The following is a 22,869-nucleotide window of genomic DNA, read 5'->3' as shown; positions in this document are numbered from 1 at the left end:
CTCTCGTCCGCTTAGGCGACCGTTAAATCTTTCACGTTAGCCGTCAGGTAACCCAACTTCGTCTTGAGCCGGTAAGACCGCCCGTTTGGCGCCTTGACCAGTTTACCCGTGACCGTATCGCCAGCCACGTAGTAACTTCCCGTGCGGCGAGTCAAGCTGGCGTTGGCATAGACGTTGAGTTTATGCGTCAACTTAAAGGTGCGGTGACTGCCGGACCAGTACCCGGTCACGCTACTGGTCTTGACCCACTGGCCTAAGCCCTTTAGGTAGACCGCCGTGCCGTTCGCCTTGACCCGACTGATCGTATACAGTTTTTGAGTATGCCGCTTAGCGATAGCCGTCCCCGTCAGGGTAACCGCGGTTCGATGCAGATAAGCACGTTGTCCCTTCTGAAAGCTTACCCGTACAGGCGTCGTTGGGGTCGTTGGCGTGGTGGAACTGGTGGCACCAGCCCCCGTTGTCGAATTGGTCGGCGCTGGGTTGGGCGTCGGCGTGGACTCATGCGTCAACGCGGCCGCCACGCTATCATCCGCCCACCAGGTGACCGGATGAACCGACGTGATCACCCGACTGTTATCCGTATATTCGTTTAACGCCGCTAGATAATTGTGATCGGTATATTGCCATAACGCCATGGGAATCGTCGGCTGGTACGAATAGTTAGCAATCCACTGTGCGTCGAAGTTTTGCCGCGCCGTATTCGCGTAAGTCGTGGCAAAACTCTGATAGGAATAAAAAATGACGTGCTTATTAGTCAACGACCGCATCTCATTGAGCCAGGCCTGTACGGCGCTATTGGGACTCCCCGCGGTCACATCGTTTTCCTCAAAGTCTAAAACGTAGAACTGCGCGTTTTTATTGGACCGCGCATAAAAGGTCTGGGCTTCTCGTTTGGCACTAGCCGCGCTGGTAAACCGCGCGTAGTCGTATTCGCCAAACGGAATGCCGTACTGCGTGTATAAATTCGTGTTATTAGTCGCATCCTTGTCCTGATAACCGGCCCCGTATTGCCGTCGGTTGATCACGAAGGATACCTGATTCTTCAGGTTAGCGACCTGCCCGGCTGGCAACTTTCCTTGCCATTCGGAAATATCAGGTACCGCTAACGAACTGGCATGAGCGACGACTTGACCACCACCGACTAATCCTGCGGCAACTCCGAGTAAAGCTACCAATTGTGCGGTGCGTTTCTGCCAAGTCTGATGCCAAACTTTTCTCATCAAAAGGCCTCCCCAAATTCTTTTGAGTCTTCTCATGACTGCCGGTGGGGTCGTCACCACTCCACGGACAGACCGTTTCATGGTCCACTGTAGTCCCTTAGATGTGACTTTGGTGACAAAAACGTTGCAGTTTAGTTACGCTTCATCCCCGGCCTCACACGGTTTAGCGGCGTAAGTATCGTTGCTTGGTGTCCCCGTTTCTTTTGAGAAATCATCGGGTCCTCATGATTAACGGGGGCAGTTATGAAGGTTAATTTCGCTAAGATACAGTAAAATTCAAGCCTAATCTCACCCAATTTTTCATCAATCGGCTTATGCTTTAGGCGTATCCTTAGCTTGTGGGGGAAACTTGCTAAGGTCCAGGGTTATTTTTAGGGGAGGAATACTATGTCTGATAAAAAACTACCACGGTTAACCCTTGTGGTGCCGTGCTTTAACGAGGAAGCCGTTTTACCCAGCAGCGCCCAAACTTTAGACGCCATCCTGACGCAACTCATGACCGAACAACAAGTGACGGCCGATAGTAAAATTCTATTCGTCGACGACGGCAGTCACGACAAAACATGGGACCTCATTCGTCAGTTACAAACGACCAGTGATCACTTTACCGGCCTGCAATTTAGCCGTAACTTCGGCCAAGAAGCCGCGCTAATGGCCGGTCTACAGACGGCCGCACCCTATTCGGATCTGACCATCACCATCGACGCAGATCTCCAGGACAACCCGTTTTTGATTCCTAACATGGTCCAGCAAGCCGCCGACGGCTTCGATGTCGTCTACGGCGTCCGGAACGACCGGTCGAGTGACACCTGGTTTAAACGCACCACCGCCGAACGTTTCTACTGGTTAATGAACAAACTGGGCGTCCACCTGATTCCCAATCACGCCGACTTTCGGCTACTCAGTCACCGCGCACTAAGCGCCCTACTGGAGTATCATGAAAATGATCCCTTCTTACGGGGCATCGTGCCCCAACTTGGCTTTGCGTCAACCAAGTTATATTACAAACGCCGACCACGACTCGCCGGGCAATCCAAATATTCCTTAAAGAAGATGCTAAAACTCGCGCTCGACGGTATTTTTTCGTTCTCCATCGCCCCGATTCGTGCCGTATTGTGGGCCGGGGCGGCCATTTGCGTGGGCGCCATCGCCATGTTTATTTGGATCGTCAGCCAACATCTTCGGGGGGCCGTGGTGACCGGCTGGTCGTCCATCATGACCTCATTATGGTTCCTGGGTGGTTGCCAGCTCATTGCCATTAGCATCATCGGAGAATACGTGGGCCGGACGTTTACCCAGACCAAGCGTCGTCCCCGGTTCATTATTCAAACCGACACCTATTCGCACGCCTTTGCGGCAGCCACCACACCGGCCGCCCAGTCCTTGGATCACACCTTGTCGGATTAAGGAGCTTTGCCATGGAATTACGGCAACATTTAACAACTAGTCTGGGGCGCTTGATCACCCTAGGTCTCGCCATCGTTTGGGGCCTCGCGATCCTCGCTCCCGTGGGCTATCGGGCTGATCAAAACTGGTGGCCACCACTCTTGTTGGTCCTCACCAGTTTGGTCGCGCTGGGGATTGCCGGTTGGTTCTGGCGCCGCTGGACGAAACGGTCAACCCGGTGGCAGACCGTGCTTTTATGGGGCCTGCTCATCGGCTTGCAAGTGATCGTGGCGCTCAACTGGGTCGCTACCCCGCATGCCGATCTGTATTTCGTACACCAGCAGGCGCTCGACTTACTCCACCACGACACCACCTGGAACGCCTACTTTCAAACCTACCCCAACAACGTCAGCCTGACCCTCTTATTAGCGGGACTTCTCCGGCTCGGCCGGTGGGTTGGCATCGATAGTGGTGTTTGGCTCAACCTGATTCAATTTGCCTGGTTGGACTGTGGCCTCGCCGTAATGGCCCACCATTTGCGCAAGACGCGGCCCGGGGCGGCCAACACTTTTTTGGGTTTGGCCCTAACCTGTGTCCCCTTTTACGCTTACGGACTCAACACCTACAGTGATATTCTGGTCTTACCGGCCGGCCTGTTCACGGTGGTCTTAATGGACCGCTTACGCCACGCGACCTCGCCGCAACGGTGGTGGGGCACCGGGGTCCTGTTAGGTCTGCCCCTCACATTGGCCTACCTATTTAAAGCCAACTTTATCGTGTTAGTCATTGCGGTGATCCTGATTCTCTGGTTGCTCCCCGTGGCTCGGTCACACGCCGGCTGGGCTAAATTGGGCCTAACCGCCTTGCTGGGGCTCTGCCTTATTGGTGGTAGTGCCGGGAGCCACGTCGCCCAACGTGCCGCCGGGTATACCAGCGATCCGCAAAAAGCCTTACCGGCCGTCAGTTGGATCGCCATGGGGGCCAACCCCGCCTTTCACGGGGACTATAACCGCTACGACGCCGAACCCGTGATCCAGGCCCCGACCGCGCAGGCCAAAAAACGCCTCGCAACGGCCCACCTTAAATCCTATCTGCACCAACTGGGCCCCCTGGGAATTCTAAACCATCTGGGGAAAAAGGCCCGCCTCTTCTTAGCGACCGGGACCTTCGACGCGTTTCAGGTCAATTCTAGTTTCACCCGGATGCCCACCTGGTACCGCCAACACCGTGCCACCGCCGAATGGCTCCTGGCCAACTGGGCTCAGCTCAGTTACTGTGCGTTACTGTTGGTCAACCTCCTATGGGGCTTGCAACAGTGGCGCCGAAAGACCTTCCATCCCGGCTTTTTACTCGGCGGACTATTTGCCCTAGGACTGACGGCCTTTCACGTGCTCTTCTGGGAGACCGAGGAACGCTACGCCCTGCCACTCCTCCCACTGCTCCTTGCGGGAACGGCGGTCGGTTTGCGAGTTCCGGACCGCCTACCGGTCGCGCGTCCCACCGTGGTTCAGCGCCGGTTGACCGGCGGCCTGGTGCTCTTATTAGTTGCCGCGCTAGGTACCGGTGGTTGGTCGTTAACGCGCCCACTGGACAAGACGGTCCAGGTCGTCAGTCAAAATGAGGGCCGCTATTACCAAGATAGCCGCCGCACGCTCCATCCCGGCCAACACCTGACTCAATCCTTCACCGCCCCGGTGGCCTTTAACCGACTCCTCATCGACCCCAACGGCACGCGGATTGGTCAGGCCACCCTGCGCCAGCACGGCCGCACTGTCTGGCAATCGACGCCCTTGACTGACCTCAAACGGGTCACGTTACCGCAACAACCGGCGGGCACCTACCAACTCACGGTCACCAACCGCTACGCCCACCACGTCTTGCACCTGGTCGTTGCACCGGCTAACTTTCCGTTGATCGCTCAGCCCCTGACCGGTGAGTCCGACCACTACCTGCGATTCATCGTTACCCGGTCCGTCACGGCGCCCGGCCTCTCCTGGCCCCAATTTGGCCTCTTTGCCGGGGGACTCACCCTGTTGACGCTAGGCGTGGGCACCGTTTACCGGCGGCTCTGGTGGCCCTGACTCGTTGACCGCTGAAAAATAGCGTCCTGGTAAATAATGACCGCCGCAAACAAATTGGTTGCCTTCGAGTCGCTCGAAGGGCTTAGAATGAATTTATCAAGAGCTGGCTTAAGATCCAAGTACTGATTTGAATAGCCAGTCAATACCTCTTAATTGAGCAGAATCCAGTTTAGTTGCGGTTATAACTCGTATGAGCTGGAGGACTAGTCAGAAATGGGCTCAGGAGGGAAACGGGCTAGTGTTGGCTGGCGTTCTTCGTCAGCCTAGACAAAGGTCGGTCTTCAAGACCTGATCTGGGGGCTTGAAGCCGTACCCACTCCGTTCCAGCCCATTTCTGAGTGGTCCGGAAGCGCTGAATCCTCCAGATCAGTATTTTAAGGCAGATTCTAGTCAGACAAAGGAGTCGAACCTAATTGAAAGAACTTAACCAACAGTCATTTACCGGAGAACGCGCCTTATTTCAAGCACACGATCTCCACATCACCAACAGTACGTTTCACGACGGCGAGTCCCCGCTCAAGCACGCCCACGATCTCGCCATCGACCACACCATCTTTAAATGGAAGTATCCGTTATGGTACGCCCATCACGTCACGGTCGACCAGACCACTTGGCAACCCGACGCCCATGCCGGGATCTGGTACAGCCAGAACCTGACCATGCAAAACACCACGGTGCGCGCAACCAAAACTTTCCGACACGCCCAACACCTGAAGCTTCAAAACGTGGACTTCGCCGACGCCGGCGAAACCCTTTGGTGGTGTGACGACGTCCAGCTCGACCACGTCACCGCTAACGGCGATTACTTCGGGATGAACACCAATAACGTGGTCGCCCACGACTTGAAAATCACCGGGAACTACGCCTTTGACGGGGGCAAGAACATCGAAGTCCACAACTCAACGTTTATCACCCACGATGCCTTTTGGAACTGTGACAACGTGACCATTTACGATTCGACCATCATCGGCGAATACCTGTCCTGGAACACCAAGAACATCACCTTCGTCAACTGTTGGTTGGAAAGTGACCAAGGTCTGTGTTACGTCGACGGGTTGACCATGCGCAACAGTGCCTTGATCAACACCGACTTATCCTTCGAATACTGTAAGGATATCGACGCCACCATCACCACTCAGATTGATAGCGTCAAGAATCCCGTCAACGGGCACATCACGGCGCCAAGCATTGGCCAAGTCATCTTTGACGACCCGGCCATCGATCCCGCCAAAACCACCATTACCACCCAGGAGGCTAACCATGACTAACTTTGATTTTTCCGAAATGATCGACCGGCGCCACACCAACTCCGTCAAGTGGGACGTCAAAGATAACGAACTCCCGATGTGGGTCGCCGATATGGATTTCCGAACGGCTCCCGGCATCGTCAAAGCCATTCAGGACAAAGCCACTACGGGGATTTTCGGTTACGAAGAGGTCCCCGAAGCCTACTTTGAAGCCGTGCAACACTGGTACGCCACGGAACACAATTGGGCACCCAACACCGCTTGGATGCGCTTTGCCACCGGCGTGGTGCCCACCATCTCTTCGGCGGTCCGGCGCGTCAGCAACGTTGGCGACAACGTCCTGATTCAGGCGCCCGTTTATAACATCTTCTATAATTCCATCGTGAATAACGGCCGACACATTCTGTCTAGCGACCTGATCGACCAGGATGGCACCTACGCCATCGACTGGGACGACCTCAACGCTAAAATGGCCGAGCCGTTGACCACCATGATGATTCTCTGTAATCCGCATAACCCGGTGGGCAAGGTTTGGACGGCAGACGAACTGGCTAAGATCGGTGAATTAGCCGCGGCGAACCACGTCACGGTCCTCTCCGATGAAATTCACGGAGACATCACCGACGCCGACCATCCCTACACGCCGTTCGCGTCGGTCAACGACGTCAACGCCCAAAACAGCATCACCTGCGTGTCCACCAGTAAGACCTTCAACGTGGCGGCCTTACACGCTGCCACGGTCATCATTCCTAACGAGGCTTTACGCCAGGTGGTCGACCGGGGTCTCAACACCGACGAACTGGCCGAACCCAATTCGTTTGCCGTCCCCGCCGTCATCGCCGCCTACACCACCGGAGCCGACTGGGTTCACGGTATGAACGCTCAGGTGACCGCCAATAAACAGACGCTGACTAAATTCATCAATAAACACCTGCCCGATCTCCAGGTCATCGAAGGCCACGCCACCTACCTGGTCTGGATCGATTGTCGCAACGTCACGCACGACACCACCGCACTCTGTGACTTTATCCGCGCTCAGACCGGTTTGTTCATCACGGCCGGGGCGGTCTACGGCGGTGACGGGCACGACTTCGTTCGGATCAACGTGGCTTGTCCGGCCGAACGGCTCAAGGACGGCCTGCACCGCTTAGAAAAGGGCATTGACGCGTTTAAAGCTCAAGCGAAAGCGAACTAAACGCTGAAACACTGCCAGCCTCAGTAGAGAAACGACAATCAGTCAGCTTAGACTCAACTTAACGTTGCTTAGGCCCACGACAATCTCGTCGTGGGCCTTTTGGTATTCCCAGTTTAGCCATGCCTAGCCGGGAATATTCCGCGATAAATTATTCGCAATTTTCAATATTCTTAGCCCTTTTCGCTTCGGTCGCCGTCAATTCGGGATTTATGCCGATTTTCAAATGATTAAGCGATTTACCATATAGAATATTAAATATTCCCTGGCGGTCGTTGTTCGCCTTTGCCGACGCCCCCGTTGACCTTTGGAGAACTTGGGCGTTTAATAGAAATAATGTTACCGTTAACATTTTAGTGAAGAGGGTCTTTAACGTGGATGAAACCACCAAAGCGAACGGTCCGTGGCGCCGTAATTTACATATTTTATGGTTCTGCTCCTTTATTGTGGGCATGGCCTTTAGCGAAATCATGCCCTTCCTGTCGCTGTACGTCAGCGGAATGGGTGATTTCACCAAGGCCCAAGTGACCATGTACAGCGGGTTGGTCTACGCTGCCGACTTCTTTGTTGGCGCGATTGCCGCGCCACTCTGGGGCATGCTGGCCGACCGGACCGGCCGTAAGGTGATGTTATTGCGGACCTCACTGGGAATCGCCGTGGCGATGGGTCTCATGGGACTGGCCACCAACGTCTGGCAACTGGTCGCCTTACGCTCACTTCAGGGGGTCTTTGCCGGTTACATTCCCAACGCCCAAGCCTTGATTGCTTCACAAGCTCCGCAGGAACATAGCGGCGCCGCACTCAGTACCCTGATGACCGGCGGGACCAGCGGCAACCTCTTAGGTCCCGTTTTGGGCGGCGTTTTAGCCCAAATCTTTTCCATTCGGGTGACCTTCTTCGTGACCGCGACCCTCCTACTCATCACCTTTTTCTTAAGTCTATTTTGCGTGCGCGAACAATTCGTGCCCGTTACCAAAAGTACGACCACGGCCAACGACCATAATCCGTTAAAGGTCCTCACCAGCTCCCGCCTGATCTTCATTCTGTTGTCGTCGACCATGATCGTTCAGTTCGGCAACACCTCGATCTCCCCGATCATCAGTCTGTACGTCAAGGAACTGATGCATAACGTCGGCCCGATTACCGTGGTCGCCGGAATTTTAGCGGCTCTGCCCGGAATCTCCAACATCTTCGCCGCCCCACGGTTGGGTCGCTACGGTGACCGCCACGGTTCCGGGAAGGTCCTGATTTTCGGCTACATCTTCGCGGCCATCGTTTACCTCCCGCAAGGCCTGGTGACCGGCGTCTGGATGCTGGGGATTCTACGGTTTATGGTCGGGTTTGCCGACGGGGCCCTGTTCCCCGAAATTCAAACGCTACTGACCAAGAACACGCCTAACGACCTGACCTCAACCGTCTTTAGCTGGAACCAGTCGTTTCAATCGATCGGTAACATGCTGGGGGCGTTAATTGGCGGCTGGATCGCCGGGATCTTCGACTACAACGCCGTCTTCTTCTCCACGGCGGCCTTAATGTTGCTCAACCTCGCGTTGATTTGGTGGGGCGCCCCGCAGATTCGGCGAGCACCCGCAACCCCCACGGCTAAGAATTAACCACCGGTCCACCGGAAATGGGACCGGTTTCTAAATAAATTTAATTATTGCGAGCGCATACAACTAGCCATAAATCATTGATTTTTCGGGGCTATGGGCGTATTTTAGTAGAGATGTCTAATAGAATAAATCGTTTCGGGATGGGTCGTCACCCTCGGGGTGAGGCTCATTTTCAATCTAATCATAAGGAGTTGACGCACTTTGGATGAAGCTGAAAGGGCGCGCAGCCCGTGGCAAAAAAACTTGCACGTGCTGTGGTTCTGTACCTTTGTCGCCGGCATGGCGTTCAGCGAAATCATGCCCTTTTTATCGTTATATATCAGTAGTTTAGGGGACTACACCAAGGCTCAGGTAACCATGTATAGTGGGCTGGTCTACGCGGCCGACTTCTTCGTCTCCGCGATTGCCTCCCCGCTGTGGGGCATCCTAGCCGACCGGAAAGGCCGCAAGATCATGTTGTTACGGTCGTCGCTCGGGATGGGGATTTCTCTGGCCTTGATGGGCTTTGCCACTAGTGTTTGGCAGATGGTCGCGCTACGGGCCTTACAAGGGGTCTTCGCCGGCTACATCTCTAACGCCCAGGCGTTAGTCGCCTCCCAAACACCCCGGAAACACAGCGGTGCGGCGTTAAGCACCTTGATGACCGGTCCAACCAGTGGGATGTTGTTGGGACCAGTCGTGGGTGGGGTCTTGGCACAAGTCTTCACCATTCGACTGACCTTCTTTATCACCGGGTTCTTACTCCTGATTACCTTCTTCATGAGTTGGGGCATGGTGCAAGAGAAGTTCAAGCCGGTAGCCCCCAAGCCCAAGGGTGAGCGGAGTCTCAATCCGTTAGCCGCCTTCCCTAAGCCTAAATTGATTCTGGTCCTGCTCTCCTCGACGTTGATCGTCCAATTCGGGAACATTTCGATTTCCCCCATTATCAGTTTGTACGTCAAGGAATTGATGCATAACGTCGGGCCAATTACCGTGGTCGCCGGGATCATCGCGGCGTTACCCGGGATCTCTAACATCATCGCCTCCCCCCGCCTGGGCCGCTACGGCGACCAGCACGGCTCCGGACGAGTGTTGTTGTTCGGCTACATCTTCGCAACGCTGATGTACCTGCCCCAAGGGTTCGTCACCAGCGTTTGGATGCTGGGGCTCTTACGGTTCATGATTGGGATCTCCGACGGGGCCCTGTACCCCGAGATTCAGACCTTGCTGACTAAGAACACACCAGTTGAACTCACCTCCACGGTCTTTAGTTGGAACCAGTCCTTCCAGGCCGTCGGCAACATGCTGGGTTCCCTGATTGGGGGCTGGATCGCCGGGGTCTTCAACTACAACGCCGTCTTTATTTCCACGGCCGCCTTGATGTTGATCAACCTCGCATTGGTCTGGTGGCTAGTCCCAGAAATTCGACAACGGCACACCCAAGCCGCTTAATCACGCACACTAAAAATCCGTTTGACCGGACAATTCCAGGTCAAACGGATTTTTTAATGGGTTCGGTTAGGGGGACCACGGCCGCGTTGGCGGTCAGGGCTAAGATGGCGCCCATCCCGTCAACAAAGTCAAATGGGATCTGGGATTGCATCAGGGCCTGCCGCGCGGCGCGAAGTTGTCGGGGCATTTCCACCACGTCGTCCGTCCGACTCAAAACAAGTTGGGGCAAACCCGCAGCCTGAGACGCCGTAATCAACGTGGGCACGGTCTGGGTCAAGCCAATCGTGGGTACCAAGGCAATGACCCGGTCCTGCCCGATCATGGCGGCGGTCAGGCCACCTTCGTCTAGGGGTTGGCCAGTTAACGCCAAAACATCTTGCGGTAAGGTGACTTGACTAGGTGAATATACGGTCAAAGCGACGTGCTCCGCCTGCCGTAAGTGATCAATTAAGGTTAATGCGGCGCGGTCTAGGGCGCCGACGACTAGAATCTGTTGCATACCAATCTTCCTTTCGGGGGAGGTTATGGAAAAGGCCGCTGAAGCATGAACTTAATGGGTTAAATCCTACCCGCATGGCCTTAACCTAACCCAAGTTGGGGGTTAAGCTTTTCTAAAATCAGGGATGCCGGCCCACTTAAAGCGGCTCTACTCATCACAATAATCACCAGTATACTAGGTTCGAGTCACTCGAAGGCAACCCCATTTTTAATTTATTTATCGGCGAGTGTTCACTCGCTGCTCACGACTTTATAAGGCATTACTTATTAAAAGCTCATTTAATTTTGTTATGGTTATAGGGTGGTGTTTTAATTTTTTTCACAAAACCCTTTCATCGGCTTAAGGACGCCCATCAACGGTCGTTCATTCCTGCCAATTATCAACACCAGGAATTGTCTTTTCTTGGTAATCGTTCCTTAGTCATGTACAATAGACCCAGTTAAGCTTGTCAACGAACAATCAAATACGACCGGTCATCTGGCCACCGTTTGACGGAAGCCGATCCACCGATCGTTCTTTTTATACCCCGGCCAATCTGCGGGGAAATTCAACTCAGGAGGCCAATTTATGCTACTTTCAATGGAACACTTACGTAAGGAATATCCCAACGGTAAAATCGCCGTCGACGACTTCAACCTCGAAGTTGGTAAGGGCGAGTTCATCTGCTTTATCGGCACGTCTGGCTCAGGAAAGACCACGACCATGCGGATGATCAACCGCATGCTCAGTCAAACCTCCGGAACCATCAAGATCAACGACCAAGACATCGCCAAGATGGACCCGGTCAAGTTACGCCGCTCCATCGGCTACGTGATTCAAAACATCGGGTTAATGCCCCATATGACCATTCAAGAAAACATCGAACTGGTCCCTAAATTACTGGGCTGGTCCAAGGAAAAGCGGGCCCAACAAGCCCACAAGATGATCGAACTCGCTCAGTTGCCCGACGAAATGCTCCAGCGTTATCCCGGCGAGCTTTCCGGAGGGCAACAACAACGGATCGGGGTCGTGCGGGCCTTAGCCGCCGATCAGGAAATCATTCTAATGGACGAACCCTTCGGTGCTCTGGACCCGATCACCCGTGAATCGCTCCAGGACCTGGTCAAGCATTTACAAGAAGACCTGGGCAAGACCTTCATCTTCGTGACCCACGACATGGACGAAGCCTTACATCTGGCGACCCGCGTGGTCATCATGAGCCAGGGTAAGCAGGTCCAAGTCGACACGCCAGAAAACATCTTACGGCACCCGGCTAACGAATTTGTCACTAACCTGATTGGGGAAGAACGCCTGATCAGAGCGCAACCGAACATCTTAAACATCAACCAAATCATGCGCAAGAACCCGGTCGCCATTTCACCGGACAAGACGCTGTCCGACACCATCGATTTAATGCACGAAAAACGAGTCGATACCCTGCTGGTCACCGATGATCAAGATAAATTGATTGGTTACATCGACTTAGACGACGTGAGCCGCAACACCGATACGGCCACGCCGGTCAGTCAATTGATGAACCATAAAGTCTTCTTCGTTCAAGACAAGGCCTTGATTGGGGACACCGTCCAGCGGATCTTGAAGCTGGGCGTAAAGAACGTGCCGGTCGTGGACGACGACCACCGCTTAGTCGGTATCGTCACCCGGACCTCGCTGGTCGACATCGTGTACGATGCCTTACGGGGGGCTCCGGCCACCGATGAACAACCCGCTTCCCCGATCAACGCCGACATTCACGCGGCGGCCACCCGTGAGGGAGGTGACGCGTAGTCATGATGCACTTCTTAGCGACTTACGGCACTCAGCTCATCGCCAAGACCGGTCAACACCTCTACATTTCAGCGTTTGCGCTGGCCTTAGGGGTGATCGTTGCGGTGCCCTTAGGAATCCTACTGACCCGGATGAAACGCGGCGCCAACCTGGTGATTACGCTCGCCGGGGTGTTACAAACCATCCCCGCCATGGCGTTACTGGCCATGATGATTCCCATCTTCGGGATTGGCTCCACTCCCGCGATCGTGGCGCTATTTATCTACTCACTATTACCGATTCTCCGGAACACTTACTTAGGTATGCAGGGGGTCTCCCCGACCGTTCGCGACGCCGCTAAGGGCATGGGGATGACCTGGTGGCAATCGATGCTCCAGGCCGAAATCCCCCTGGCCGCCCCGGTCATCATGTCCGGGATTCGGCTGTCAGCGACCTACGTGATTGCCTGGGCGACGCTGGCGTCCTATATCGGCGCTGGGGGGCTCGGTGACTTTATCTTTAACGGGTTGAACCTCTACCGTTCCGACCTGATCTTAGGCGGATCGATTCCGGTCATCTTGTTGGCCTTACTAGTCGACTACCTGTTAGGTAAGGTCGAGTTCGCCGTCACCCCCAAACAACTTAAATAGGAGGTCCGTCTTTATGCAAAAATGGTTACGTCAATGGCTGGCCGGACTCCTGGTCGTCATTTTACTCTTGCCACTGGGCGGTTGTGCGTTGCCCGGCTTGGGCGGATCCGGGAAAAATACGGTCCGCATCGCCGCACAAAACACCACCGAACAACAAATCATGGCCTACGTGATTCAGGGCATGATCGAACACTACACGAATTTAAACACGTCCATTATTAACAACCTAGGATCCGGGAACGTCAGCTTTAACGCCCTTAAGAACGGTAACGCCGACATTTCCTCGATCCGGTTCTACGGGACCGATTTGACCACCATCCTGAACGAAAAGTTCGAGCGGGACCCGCAAAAGGTCGTTTCCACGGTCACCAAAGATTTCCAGGACCGTTACCAGATGACCTACTTCAAGACTTACGGGTTCGCCGACACCTACGCGTGGATGGTCAAACCGGCTTACGCTAAAAAATACCACCTAAAGACCGTCAGCGACTTACAGAAGCTGGCACCCAAGATGACGGTCGGAATCGACCAAATCTGGCAGAACCGGCAGGGTGACGGTTACCCGGCCTTCCAGAAGACTTACGGCTACAGCTTTGGAACGGTTAAACCCATGCAGACCGGATTACTCTACGACGCGTTAGCCGCCAACAAGATGGATGCCGTTTTAGGTTACTCCACCGACGGGCGGGTCGCCAGTTACCACTTAAAACTGCTCAAGGACGATAGGAACTTCTTCCCGCCGTACAACGCTAGTGCCGTGACCACCAATAAGATCCTCAAGCAACACCCCGAACTCCGAGGCGTCTTGAACCGGTTGTCCGGCAAGATTTCGTTAAAGACCATGCAAACGTTGAATTACCAGGTCGATGACGAACTCCAGGAACCCCAAACCGTCGCCAAACAATTCTTGAAAGATCATCACTATTTCGAAGGGGGGCAATAAGATGAAAGACATGGGACTTTGGAGCCAACTGATTTACTACTTCACCCATAACGGGATGTACGTGCTCAGTCAATTTAACCAAACTTTTCTGGTCTCCATCTACGGGGTCCTCTTCGGGGCCATCGTGGGGATTCCGATTGGGATCTGGGTGTCACAACACCGGCGACTTTCCCCGGTCATTATCGGGATTGCCAACGTGATTCAGACCATCCCCTCACTCGCGATGTTATCGATCTTAATGCTGGGTTTGGGTTTAGGCCAAAACACCGTGATTGCCACGGTCTTCCTCTACTCCCTGCTCCCCATCATTAAAAACACCTACACCGGAATGTTGAGCGTCGACGCCGACGTCCTGGATGCCGGGAAGGGAATGGGCATGACGCGCCTACAAATCATGACCACGATTCGGATTCCCCTGTCATTATCCGTGATTATCGCCGGAATTCGCAACGCCCTGGTCTTAGGAATTGGAATCACCGTGATTGGGTCGTTCATTGGGTCCGGTGGCCTGGGTGACATCATCGTCCGGGGGACTAACGCCACGAACGGTGGGGCCATTATCCTCGCTGGGGCCTTACCCACCGCGTTGATGGCCATCATCACCGACGTGGTCCTATCCTTTGTTGAAAAACGCTTAACGCCTAAAACTTCCTCGGAGGCTTAGGGTAAAACACGTCGCTTATTCGTTAGCGACGTGTTTTTTTGCGAAAAAATTTATAAGCCCCCCGCTAAGCGTTTAGCGAGTGGACTTGCTATACTTAAGCTATATCTGAACTTGCCTAAAGGAGGCTGTGGCCGTGAAACGCCTCAAACAAACGGGCATTGATTTTTCGGTGGGGACCCTAAACTTTTTAGCCAACACCGGGATCATGTTGCCCTACATTTTGATTTTATTTCAGTACCAGAAAACACAGAGTACCACCTACCTGATCGCCCTGGTGACCGTCTACATCTCCCGAGCCGCCAGCATCTTCTACACCAAGCGCTTCAACCTGCGTTCGAGCACCTACCTGATTCTCACGTTGGTCTTCGGGGCCCTGGGGAGTCTCCCCTTCGCGCTGACCCAGTCGCTAGGGTGGCTGATTTTCGGGAGTATCCTGTGGGGGTACAGTGCGGCCACCATCTGGCCGTACTTCTTGACCGTTAAGCTTCACCTGGCCCACACCACGTCATTTAAGATGAAACGCGTGTACTGGTTAGTCTTCCTGGGTCTCATCGTCTTGCTGGAACTAGACTTCGTGCTTAAACTCAGTTTCTCGTTGACTTTCGCGTTATTGGCGGTCCTCAACTTAGCCGCGTTACCAGGTGGGCTACTCCTCAACGAGTTCACCCACGACTTCTACCGGGGCCAACCCAACCAGCGCCACGGCCTCAAACAATTCTGGCGCTGGTGGTTATCGGTGGTCTTCTTTGCCGCCATCGCCGTTTTGACCACGTTACGGAAAGCTAATCTGGCGTTACCCGCCTGGCTGACCCTCGGGATTATCTTGGTGGCCTTGGTGATTGCGTTGATTGAACTCTATGCCGATCGGCGCAAACTACGGGAATTTAAACTACGGTTGTTGAACCGGGGATTTCTGCTCAGCTTCGTGTTGCTCTTTAGTAGTTTCATGGCTTACTTCTACTGGGGCAAGCTGGGGATGTACCTGATTTTCGTGGTTTACCTGATTGGGTTCGAAGGTGGTGCCGGCATCATCAACGCGTTGGCCCACCACGATCCCGCCCGGAAACAACGTCTCAGTGGCGCCCTCCTCATTCTGGGCCACTTACTCGTCTTGATTCCTTGGAAATACCCGTACCTGCTGGGATTATTGCTCATGGCGTTATACATCGGGTATGACAACCCCACCATCAACCACGACCTGTACGAGTCCCAGGTGGTGGACGACGATACGGCCATCATCGATAAATACCGCTTCTCCACTGCCGGTGGACTGATTTGTCAGCTTTGCCTGTTCGGTCTGTTGGCCCTGGTTGGCTGGTTGGGACAAGTCCCAATTCTCAGCTTCTTCAAGCCCACGGATGCTACCAACTGGTTTCTCTACACTTGGGCGGTCAACTGGCCTCTCGTCCTCACGTCGTTGGCCCTTTCCGTTGCCAATCTCCGCTCCCACCGCGCTTAATTCACCACCCACCAAAAAGCGTTCCGCCACCGACTCACCGGTCGTTGGCGGAACGCTTTTTAATAACGCTTAGTAACCTTGGGCTTAGCCCCGGACTAACTCTAAACTGTGGGTGTGGTACTTCACGTGCCAGCCTTGTGGCAAGCCCTTCACGTGAGCGAACTTCCCTTTAACGCTCCCAAACTTCAAGAGCACTTGGTGGGACTTCAAGCTCTTAGCGTTGGTCACGGTCAGCGTTCCCGCTAACTTAGCTTGGCCGTGAATCTTCATGGCCGTGGCCTTCGTCACCGTCAAAGCCAACGTCCCGCGCTTACTTTGTTGGTAACCCTTTTGCAACTTAGCGGCCGTGTTGGTGGTCAAAGTCCCGCCCTTAACGGTAACGTCCCCTTGACCCGCAGCGTTCGTCGAGTTCAGGTCTAATTGACCCTTCGTAACTTGAATTCCACCCTTGAAGGTGTTGTTGCCGTTCAGGGAAAGGTCACCGGAACCTTGCTTGACCAGTTGGCCCGTCCCGCCGATGTTGTTGCGCCAAGTATCGTGCGCGTTAAAGCTCCCCTTATCGGCGTCCATGTTCACCTTGGTGGTGTCCCAAAGTTGACCGTAACCGTTAGCAGCGGAGAAGAGGTCTAAACGCCCCCACCCTTCGGCATCGTCCAACAGATGGTACCCAGAAGACAGCCCCGTCGTTGCTAAAACGGCCCGCCGTTGGTTGGCGCTTAGATAAGGTAACCGCGTTGCTAAGAGCACTTCGGCGCCCTTAGGGACGCGCATGGCTTGGTTGGGATCGCCGTCTTGTGGTAACCCGTAAGTCATGCGGTAACGGTAATTCTTTTGGTTTTCTTGGTAATTACTATAGTCGTCTTGCGCGTTAACCAACGGACTACTTTGTAACAAGTTAGAATGGGCTTCTTGATACGCCTTCTTCATCGTTTCTTGGTTAGCGGGATCGTTCAGCACACTGGCCGTCACCGCCGTCCCAAACATCCGACCACCCATGACGGCTAATGGAGAGTGCCGTCCGGCTAAGATTCGGTCATAGCCCATTTCCGACGAACGAGTAACCAGTTCTTGGAATCGTTCTGGGAAGGCGTAAGCTAACATTTCCCCGGTTTCAAATCCGGCCGTCGTGTGACCACTTGGGAAGTCGAAGTCACCATCCTTCGGGGAGGCCGCCATCACGTTAACTAGGTAAGGGTTGGGTAAGACGTCCTTACTCAGCTTATATGGCCGCTTGTACTTGAAGGTATTTTTCGGTACCCCGGTACTGCCGTAAGAGCCCCGTGTGAGTTCCACTAGCTTAACCATGTCCCCTAACTTGGAAGTTGGGTCGGCCCACTTAACCTTCGAATAAGGGGTCGTGGCTGGTTGGGGTTCCGTGGGAACGGTCGTGTAGTCGGTCTGTGCATTGGCATTCTTGATGAACGCGTTAGCGAACGGGCCCAAGCCAGAAATTATGCTGTAGGACAACGAGCGCCGGTCCGTCAAGAATGACCGGGTGACCTCGGCGCTAGTCCGATTCTGGGTAATCTTGGCCGCAATCGCCGTGTTTTCGTTCAGAAAAGCGGGATCCAATTGTCCCTTAGTAGGTGACCAATACTTAGAGAAGTTGTTCAGTAACCCGTAAGCCGGATTCGTGCTAGGGGTCGTGTTCTTCTTGGTATTGGCTTTATAGCTATCCACGTAGAAGCCATAACTAGCCTCGTGTGGGGCAATTAATTGGTCGGCTGGATTGATTGCTTTGGCCTGAGCCACCGGGGTCATCATTGGTAACAACACCAGTACCGTGGCTAATGCCGCACCGAACCGTTGTTTCTTACGCATCATCATAGTATCAAATTCCTCCCTACTCCGTTTGGTTATCGCGCTAACCTGAAACTAGTGTACCCGCTTTAGCCGTTAATTTGGGGCACTTTACGGAGTCTGTACAGGTCCTCAACCAAATCTTTACGTCCCCACAACTATTTTGATATTACACGGTTTTAACTCCCTCACGACTGCCGGATTGCCGCAAAAAAGCCGCGTCGTAATCAACGCGGCTAACCTCATTTTTCTTCTAATAACGATTGTAATAACCGTTGCGTTTGCGTGGCTTGCTGACGGCGGCGATCCCGTTGGCGTAAATAATACTGTTCTAACGCCGACAACGTGACGGCCTCTTCAGGAGCGGGTAACGCGTACAACCGTTGAAAAGCCGTCTTGATGGTTGGCCAATCCGCCGACTGCCGTCCCAATTGTCGGAGTTGTTGTGGGGTCACGTGATTCTTCTTGGCGGGCACCCACTGATCTGCGGGTTGTCGCGCCAAGCGTTGTTGAAAGGCCCGGCGTAACGGTTCCGGCCAATCAACTGGCACACTGACAGGGCGCGTCACGGTCGCTTTAAAGTGCGCCAATTCTTCGTAAATTGCTGCCGGAATCTGCCGTCCTTCCCAGATGTGCTGTAATGCTGTCAACCGGCTCACCCGTTGGACCGGCGTTAAGTCACTTCCTAACGTTGCGTTGAAGACGTCATCGTTCCAGTCCCGTTGCCGCTGGACCGCCAACGCGCGCGTTCGTTGATCCAGATCCGCCACCAAATCACGTGGAACAATCTGTAAACGTTGGGCCTTAATTTGACCCTGACGCGTAAACTCAGTCGCCATTACCCCTAACTGATAGGCGTTAACCAAGCGGGTCACGGCTTGGGGGACGTCAAGGGTTGCCAGCTGCGTTTTAAACTCCCTCAACGTTAAGCGCTCCACCATTAACGCCGCCACCTGCGCCAACCACCGCTGGTACTCGGTCGACTGCCGCAATTGCAATTGCGCCGTTTCCTTAGTTTGAGTTGCCACCTGCCAAGCCCGCTGTTGTGCCTGTTCGGTAGCCCGTTGGGTTTGAGCGACCTGGGTTTGTTGCCGAGCAAGCTGCCTTTGTTGCGCCGCACGATCTAGCTTTTGTAACCGCGTATAGGCTTGTAAATCCGGCGCTAATTGGGGCTCTGGTAAGACCGTCGTGCGTCGTTTCAAATACCCCGTTACGGTCGCCTGCGTTCCCCGCCGGACCCGGGTTTGCTCGTGACGTTGCGGCTGTGATAAATGGGGCAGGGCGTCCTTCGTCCACAAGATATCCGGAACCTGCGGATACTTCGCCGTTAACGTGTCGTACTGGGCCACCGCGTGAAAATTATTTTCGGTGGTAATCGTCATGAGGTACTGCATTTCGTCACTCATGAACTTTTTAACACACTCGGACCCCACCACAATCTCACGACCGTTCAAGCGCAAAACGACGTGATATTCGTAACGCACTGGTAAGTGGCACAACGCACAGTGCCGCCAATCCCGCCGTTGCTCACTGGTATTAATCTTATATGGTAAGCGGGCCAGCAATTTCCAGGCGGCACTGGCCGCCACTAACCACTCTATCCGGTTAGCCGTTAGGTCCTGCTTGGCGCCCCGCGTCAAAAAATCACTGGTCGTTTTAACGGTCGGATGCTCTCGAAGCCGTGGCATCAAGCGCGTCAACTCCGGCAACGATAGCGCGGGATAACTTAATTGTAAGAAGCGGTTTTCAGCGGGGGTCAAAATTGTGGGGGCCATCCGATAACGTCCTTTCGTGGCAGAATGTTCTAAGCATAGCATAGTTCAACCGCAAAAAGAACATACGTTTCTTATTATTTTTAAGTGATGGTTACACAAAGTTATTGCATTCAGTCGACCCGACTCGTAAACTATAAACTGTTTAATAGTCAGAATCATTGAGGAGGAGACTTAAACATGGAATTTGCTAAAGTTTTACAACATCGGCGGGCAATCCGCCACTTTAACGCCGATCCCATCAGCGTTAACACCTTGCACTCCATCGTGGCGGCGGCTCAACAAGCCCCGTCCTGGGGGGATTCGCAACCATGGCGGGTGACCATTGCCACCGGGGACACCTTGGTCCGAATCAAAGCCGCTCATCAAAAACGGGCCCAAGCTGGCGTCACGGGGAACGCCGAACTAGCCCCCACTAATCCCGTCTGGCCAGCCGCTTCCCGGCATAATACCCAGGAGTGGTCAACCGGGATTCACCACTTTTTGGGCGCGCAGGCCGACCACTTGGACGCCAGCCAAGCCACTTTATTTAACGCGCCCGTCCTGGTCTATCTGACCATTCCCCAGGGCTCACCGGTTTGGTCCGTTTACGATCTGGGCGCTTTTGGTCAGACACTAATGTTAGCGGCCGCCGACTACGGCGTAGACTCAATGCCGGCCTACGAGCTGGTGAAGTATCCTGACATTGTCCGTCAGTTCACCGAACTCCCGGCCGACCAATTATTGGTCATGGGCATCGCCCTAGGCCACCGGCAGGCCGATCGGCTTAACGATTACCCCGCCGGTCGCACCGACACCCACCAAATTTTAACCATTAAAGACTAAAAAACGTGAGGCCCACAGCCCCTAACGGCATGTGGTCTCACGTTTTAACTTACTCTGAAATCCACTGGTTTAACGCGACCCCGGTGCGCGAGGTCGGAACGGTCACCGCTTGACGCGGCACGCCGCTATACTGGATCTGACCACCGTAACGCCCGGCGTCGGGCCCCACGTCGATCAACCAGTCGGCCTGACTGATCACCGCCAAATTGTGTTCGATGATAATCAGCGAGTTGCCGGCCGCCACTAGCTCGTTAAATAACTTGAGCAAGCGTTCGGTATCCTGTAAATGTAACCCGGCCGTGGGTTCGTCCAACAGATAAACCGTTCCCTGTTTGCCTAATTCAACCGCTAATTTTAGCCGTTGCAGTTTCCCACCGGACAGGGTGGTCAACGGTTGGATCAACGTCAGATAACCTAACCCCACGCGGTCCAAGTTGGCTAGCTTCGTGGCCACCTTGGGGGTGTCAGCAAAGAAGGCACTCGCCGCCGTCACCGAAAGTTGGAGTACCTCGGCAATCGTTTTGCCATGATAATGATACTGTAGGGCCTCTGGGCTATAGCGTTGCCCGTGGCAGCGTTCGCAGACCTGCACCACCGGATCCATAAAGGCCATGTTGGTGATGGTCACGCCCTTACCCTTACACCGCGGACAAGCCCCCTTGCCATTATAACTAAACCAACCGGCCGCAACGCCGTTAGCCTTGCCAAACAATTGCCGCACATCATCTAAGATGCCCAGATAGGTGGCCGGCGTCGAGCGAATATTAATCCCCACTGGTGTTTGGGCCAGATCAATGTAATCGGTCGTTAACTGCTGCTTAATGGCAGTCACCAATGAACTCTTACCAGATCCAGCCACTCCCGAAATAACGCTCATCACACCCAACGGGATCTTCACGGAAACGTCCCGTAAGTTATTCTCCGTGACGTGGTTCAGGACTAGGTGCCCCTTAGCCGGTCGTTCCGGGCCCCAGGTGTGTGGTCGCCGCAACCATTTTCCGGTCAACGTGTCCGACGCCAGTAATTCCGGGTAGGTGCCGGTAAAGGTCACCCGACCCCCGCCCTGACCGGCCTGCGGTCCCATCTCCACGACATAATCGGCCAGCGAAAACATGGCCGGGTTATGCTCGACCACCAGAATCGTGTTGCCCTTTTCCTTTAACCGGGTTAACGCTTGTTTAATCAACTGAATATCGTGTGGGTGTAAGCCCACACTGGGTTCATCTAAGATGTAGACCATATCGACCAACGCACTGGTCAGGTACTTGGCGATCTTAATGCGTTGGGCTTCCCCACCCGATAACGAGCTGGTGCCGCGATCAAGGGTCAGGTACCCCAACCCAATATCGACCAACGACTGAATCTTGGTGGTCAACTCCCGGACCACATCGGTCGCTAACGGCACGGTGATGGCCTTTAAGAAGGTCAGCACGTGATTCAAATCCATGGCCGCCACTTCCGCGATGTTTTGCCCGTTGATGTGGTTGGTCAACACCTCTGGTCGCAACCGAGTGCCGTGACAGACCGGGCACGGCTTGCGCGTCACGATGGCCGCAATGGCCTCCCGATGGTGTGCCGCCTCCCGTTTACCAATAATTGACCGCCGAATCCGCGGCACCAGTCCCTCGTAGAGCGCGGTACGCGGAAACCCCTCACCGGGATGGGCGAGTTTCTGTTGCGGTGCGTGCATCAGCAATTCGTATTCCGCTGGCGTGTAATCCTTAATCGGCTTGTCATCGTCAAACAAGCCACTCGTTGCGTATCGCCGCCAACGCCAGGTGTCTGGGGCAAAACTGACAAAGGTAATTGCTCCTTGGTTCAGGGACTTGTCGGGATCAATCAATTGACTTTCATCAATATCGTCGACGTAGCCCAGGCCCTGACAGGCCGGGCACATTCCCTGTGGCAGGTTGAACGAAAAGGTATCGGAGTACCCGATAAACGGCTGACCGATCCGGGAAAATAATAATCGTAGCAACGAATAAATCCCGGTGTACGTGGCAAGCGTCGACCGGGCATTTTTGCCTAACCGCTGTTGTGCAATCACAATCGCCACGGGTAAGTGGTCGATGTTCGCAACGTGCGGTTGGCCGTATTTAGGTAGGTATTGTTGCGTAAAACTCGGAAACGTTTCGTTGAGTTCTCGCCGCGAAGCCGCCGCAATCGTGTCGAACACGAGCGACGACTTCCCCGATCCCGATAGTCCCACGAATACCGTCGTGCGGTACTTCGGAATCCGTAAATTCACGTGTTGTAAATTATTCTGCGTGGCGTCCTGGACGTCGATAAATCCGCGTTCAAATTCTTGAGTTACCATGACAATCTCCTCTCCGTGCTCCCG

The 22,869-nt window shown here is 54.2% G+C and carries 17 protein-coding genes; 12 read left to right on the top strand and 5 right to left on the bottom strand.

Translation table 11 applies throughout. The features are described 5' to 3' along the window. Positions 1-11: 11 nt before the first annotated feature. The gene (locus tag FD25_RS04285; protein ID WP_057801677.1) at positions 12-1,220 is read right to left on the bottom strand and encodes a GH25 family lysozyme; all 1,209 of its coding nucleotides are present in this window, start codon (positions 1,218-1,220) and stop codon (positions 12-14) included. A 387-nt stretch (positions 1,221-1,607) separates the two neighbouring features. Here FD25_RS04285 and FD25_RS04280 point away from each other — a divergent pair, with 387 nt between their 5' ends. The 6 genes from FD25_RS04280 (at position 1,608) to FD25_RS04255 (ending at position 10,170) form a co-directional block, all read left to right on the top strand. Continuing rightward, entirely contained in the window at positions 1,608-2,627 is a 1,020-nt protein-coding gene (locus FD25_RS04280; RefSeq protein ID WP_057801674.1) for a glycosyltransferase family 2 protein, read from the top strand. A gap of 11 nt (positions 2,628-2,638) precedes the next feature. Then, entirely contained in the window at positions 2,639-4,687 is a 2,049-nt protein-coding gene (locus FD25_RS04275) for a hypothetical protein (RefSeq protein ID WP_057801672.1), read from the top strand. Between the two features lie 413 nt (positions 4,688-5,100). Further along, the gene (locus FD25_RS04270) at positions 5,101-5,955 is read left to right on the top strand and encodes a DUF3737 family protein (protein ID WP_057801670.1); all 855 of its coding nucleotides are present in this window, start codon (positions 5,101-5,103) and stop codon (positions 5,953-5,955) included. Further along, entirely contained in the window at positions 5,948-7,129 is a 1,182-nt protein-coding gene (locus FD25_RS04265; RefSeq protein ID WP_057801668.1) for a MalY/PatB family protein, read from the top strand. Before FD25_RS04270 ends, FD25_RS04265 begins: the two co-directional genes overlap by 8 nt. A gap of 371 nt (positions 7,130-7,500) precedes the next feature. Next, positions 7,501-8,739: an MFS transporter gene (locus tag FD25_RS04260; RefSeq protein ID WP_057801666.1), complete on the top strand. Its 1,239-nt coding sequence runs from the start codon at positions 7,501-7,503 to the stop codon at positions 8,737-8,739. 201 nt (positions 8,740-8,940) lie between these two features. Then, positions 8,941-10,170 (top strand): MFS transporter, encoded by a 1,230-nt coding sequence (locus FD25_RS04255; protein WP_057801664.1) that lies wholly within the window; start codon positions 8,941-8,943, stop codon positions 10,168-10,170. 40 nt (positions 10,171-10,210) lie between these two features. On the opposite strand, the gene FD25_RS04250 is transcribed toward FD25_RS04255, so the two are convergent. Continuing rightward, on the bottom strand, positions 10,211-10,669 hold the full coding sequence (locus tag FD25_RS04250; RefSeq protein ID WP_057801662.1) for a Rossmann-fold NAD(P)-binding domain-containing protein: 459 nt from the start codon (positions 10,667-10,669) through the stop codon (positions 10,211-10,213). A gap of 567 nt (positions 10,670-11,236) precedes the next feature. On the opposite strand from FD25_RS04250, the gene FD25_RS04245 reads away from it, so the two are divergent. The 5 genes from FD25_RS04245 to FD25_RS04225 all read left to right on the top strand — a co-directional run bounded on the left by FD25_RS04245 (position 11,237) and on the right by FD25_RS04225 (position 16,131). Continuing rightward, on the top strand, positions 11,237-12,436 hold the full coding sequence (locus FD25_RS04245) for a betaine/proline/choline family ABC transporter ATP-binding protein (RefSeq protein ID WP_057801659.1): 1,200 nt from the start codon (positions 11,237-11,239) through the stop codon (positions 12,434-12,436). A 2-nt stretch (positions 12,437-12,438) separates the two neighbouring features. Then, complete coding sequence (locus tag FD25_RS04240) at positions 12,439-13,065, top strand: ABC transporter permease (protein WP_057801657.1); 627 nt, start codon at positions 12,439-12,441, stop codon at positions 13,063-13,065. Positions 13,066-13,078: 13 nt separating this feature from the next. Then, positions 13,079-14,008 (top strand): osmoprotectant ABC transporter substrate-binding protein, encoded by a 930-nt coding sequence (locus tag FD25_RS04235; protein ID WP_057801655.1) that lies wholly within the window; start codon positions 13,079-13,081, stop codon positions 14,006-14,008. A gap of 1 nt (position 14,009) precedes the next feature. Further along, on the top strand, positions 14,010-14,672 hold the full coding sequence (locus FD25_RS04230; RefSeq protein ID WP_057731573.1) for an ABC transporter permease: 663 nt from the start codon (positions 14,010-14,012) through the stop codon (positions 14,670-14,672). Between the two features lie 133 nt (positions 14,673-14,805). Beyond that, positions 14,806-16,131 (top strand): hypothetical protein, encoded by a 1,326-nt coding sequence (locus FD25_RS04225; RefSeq protein ID WP_057801654.1) that lies wholly within the window; start codon positions 14,806-14,808, stop codon positions 16,129-16,131. 84 nt (positions 16,132-16,215) lie between these two features. Here the strand turns inward: FD25_RS04225 and FD25_RS04220 are convergent, their stop codons facing one another. Together FD25_RS04220 and FD25_RS04215 are read right to left on the bottom strand one after the other, a co-directional pair. Further along, complete coding sequence (locus FD25_RS04220; protein WP_057801652.1) at positions 16,216-17,958, bottom strand: phosphatase PAP2 family protein; 1,743 nt, start codon at positions 17,956-17,958, stop codon at positions 16,216-16,218. A gap of 215 nt (positions 17,959-18,173) precedes the next feature. Then, the gene (locus tag FD25_RS04215) at positions 18,174-19,706 is read right to left on the bottom strand and encodes a hypothetical protein (RefSeq protein ID WP_057801650.1); all 1,533 of its coding nucleotides are present in this window, start codon (positions 19,704-19,706) and stop codon (positions 18,174-18,176) included. A gap of 177 nt (positions 19,707-19,883) precedes the next feature. On the opposite strand from FD25_RS04215, the gene FD25_RS04210 reads away from it, so the two are divergent. Beyond that, entirely contained in the window at positions 19,884-20,528 is a 645-nt protein-coding gene (locus FD25_RS04210) for a nitroreductase (protein ID WP_057801648.1), read from the top strand. 49 nt (positions 20,529-20,577) lie between these two features. On the opposite strand, the gene FD25_RS04205 is transcribed toward FD25_RS04210, so the two are convergent. Then, positions 20,578-22,845 carry an ATP-binding cassette domain-containing protein gene (locus tag FD25_RS04205; protein ID WP_057801645.1) on the bottom strand — a complete coding sequence of 756 codons (2,268 nt, stop codon included), beginning with the start codon at positions 22,843-22,845 and terminating at the stop codon, positions 20,578-20,580. Positions 22,846-22,869: the final 24 nt, after the last annotated feature.

Source organism: Levilactobacillus acidifarinae DSM 19394 = JCM 15949, from assembly GCF_001434835.1.
GTDB classification, from domain to species: domain Bacteria; phylum Bacillota; class Bacilli; order Lactobacillales; family Lactobacillaceae; genus Levilactobacillus; species Levilactobacillus acidifarinae.
Note: the sequence above shows the minus strand (reverse complement) of the source record. Positions and strands in the feature narration are given on the sequence as shown.

Excerpts from the sequence above, each read along its gene's own strand:
- FD25_RS04240 (WP_057801657.1), top strand. The coding sequence starts at position 12,439 with ATGATGCACTTCTTAGCGACTTACGGCACTCAGCTCATCGCCAAGACC.
- FD25_RS04285 (WP_057801677.1), bottom strand. The coding sequence starts at position 1,220 with ATGAGAAAAGTTTGGCATCAGACTTGGCAGAAACGCACCGCACAATTG.
- FD25_RS04280 (WP_057801674.1), top strand. The coding sequence starts at position 1,608 with ATGTCTGATAAAAAACTACCACGGTTAACCCTTGTGGTGCCGTGCTTT.
- FD25_RS04210 (WP_057801648.1), top strand. The coding sequence starts at position 19,884 with ATGGAATTTGCTAAAGTTTTACAACATCGGCGGGCAATCCGCCACTTT.
- FD25_RS04265 (WP_057801668.1), top strand. The coding sequence starts at position 5,948 with ATGACTAACTTTGATTTTTCCGAAATGATCGACCGGCGCCACACCAAC.
- FD25_RS04275 (WP_057801672.1), top strand. The coding sequence starts at position 2,639 with ATGGAATTACGGCAACATTTAACAACTAGTCTGGGGCGCTTGATCACC.
- FD25_RS04215 (WP_057801650.1), bottom strand. The coding sequence starts at position 19,706 with ATGGCCCCCACAATTTTGACCCCCGCTGAAAACCGCTTCTTACAATTA.
- FD25_RS04235 (WP_057801655.1), top strand. The coding sequence starts at position 13,079 with ATGCAAAAATGGTTACGTCAATGGCTGGCCGGACTCCTGGTCGTCATT.
- FD25_RS04245 (WP_057801659.1), top strand. The coding sequence starts at position 11,237 with ATGCTACTTTCAATGGAACACTTACGTAAGGAATATCCCAACGGTAAA.
- FD25_RS04220 (WP_057801652.1), bottom strand. The coding sequence starts at position 17,958 with ATGATGATGCGTAAGAAACAACGGTTCGGTGCGGCATTAGCCACGGTA.
- FD25_RS04230 (WP_057731573.1), top strand. The coding sequence starts at position 14,010 with ATGAAAGACATGGGACTTTGGAGCCAACTGATTTACTACTTCACCCAT.
- FD25_RS04250 (WP_057801662.1), bottom strand. The coding sequence starts at position 10,669 with ATGCAACAGATTCTAGTCGTCGGCGCCCTAGACCGCGCCGCATTAACC.
- FD25_RS04205 (WP_057801645.1), bottom strand. The coding sequence starts at position 22,845 with ATGGTAACTCAAGAATTTGAACGCGGATTTATCGACGTCCAGGACGCC.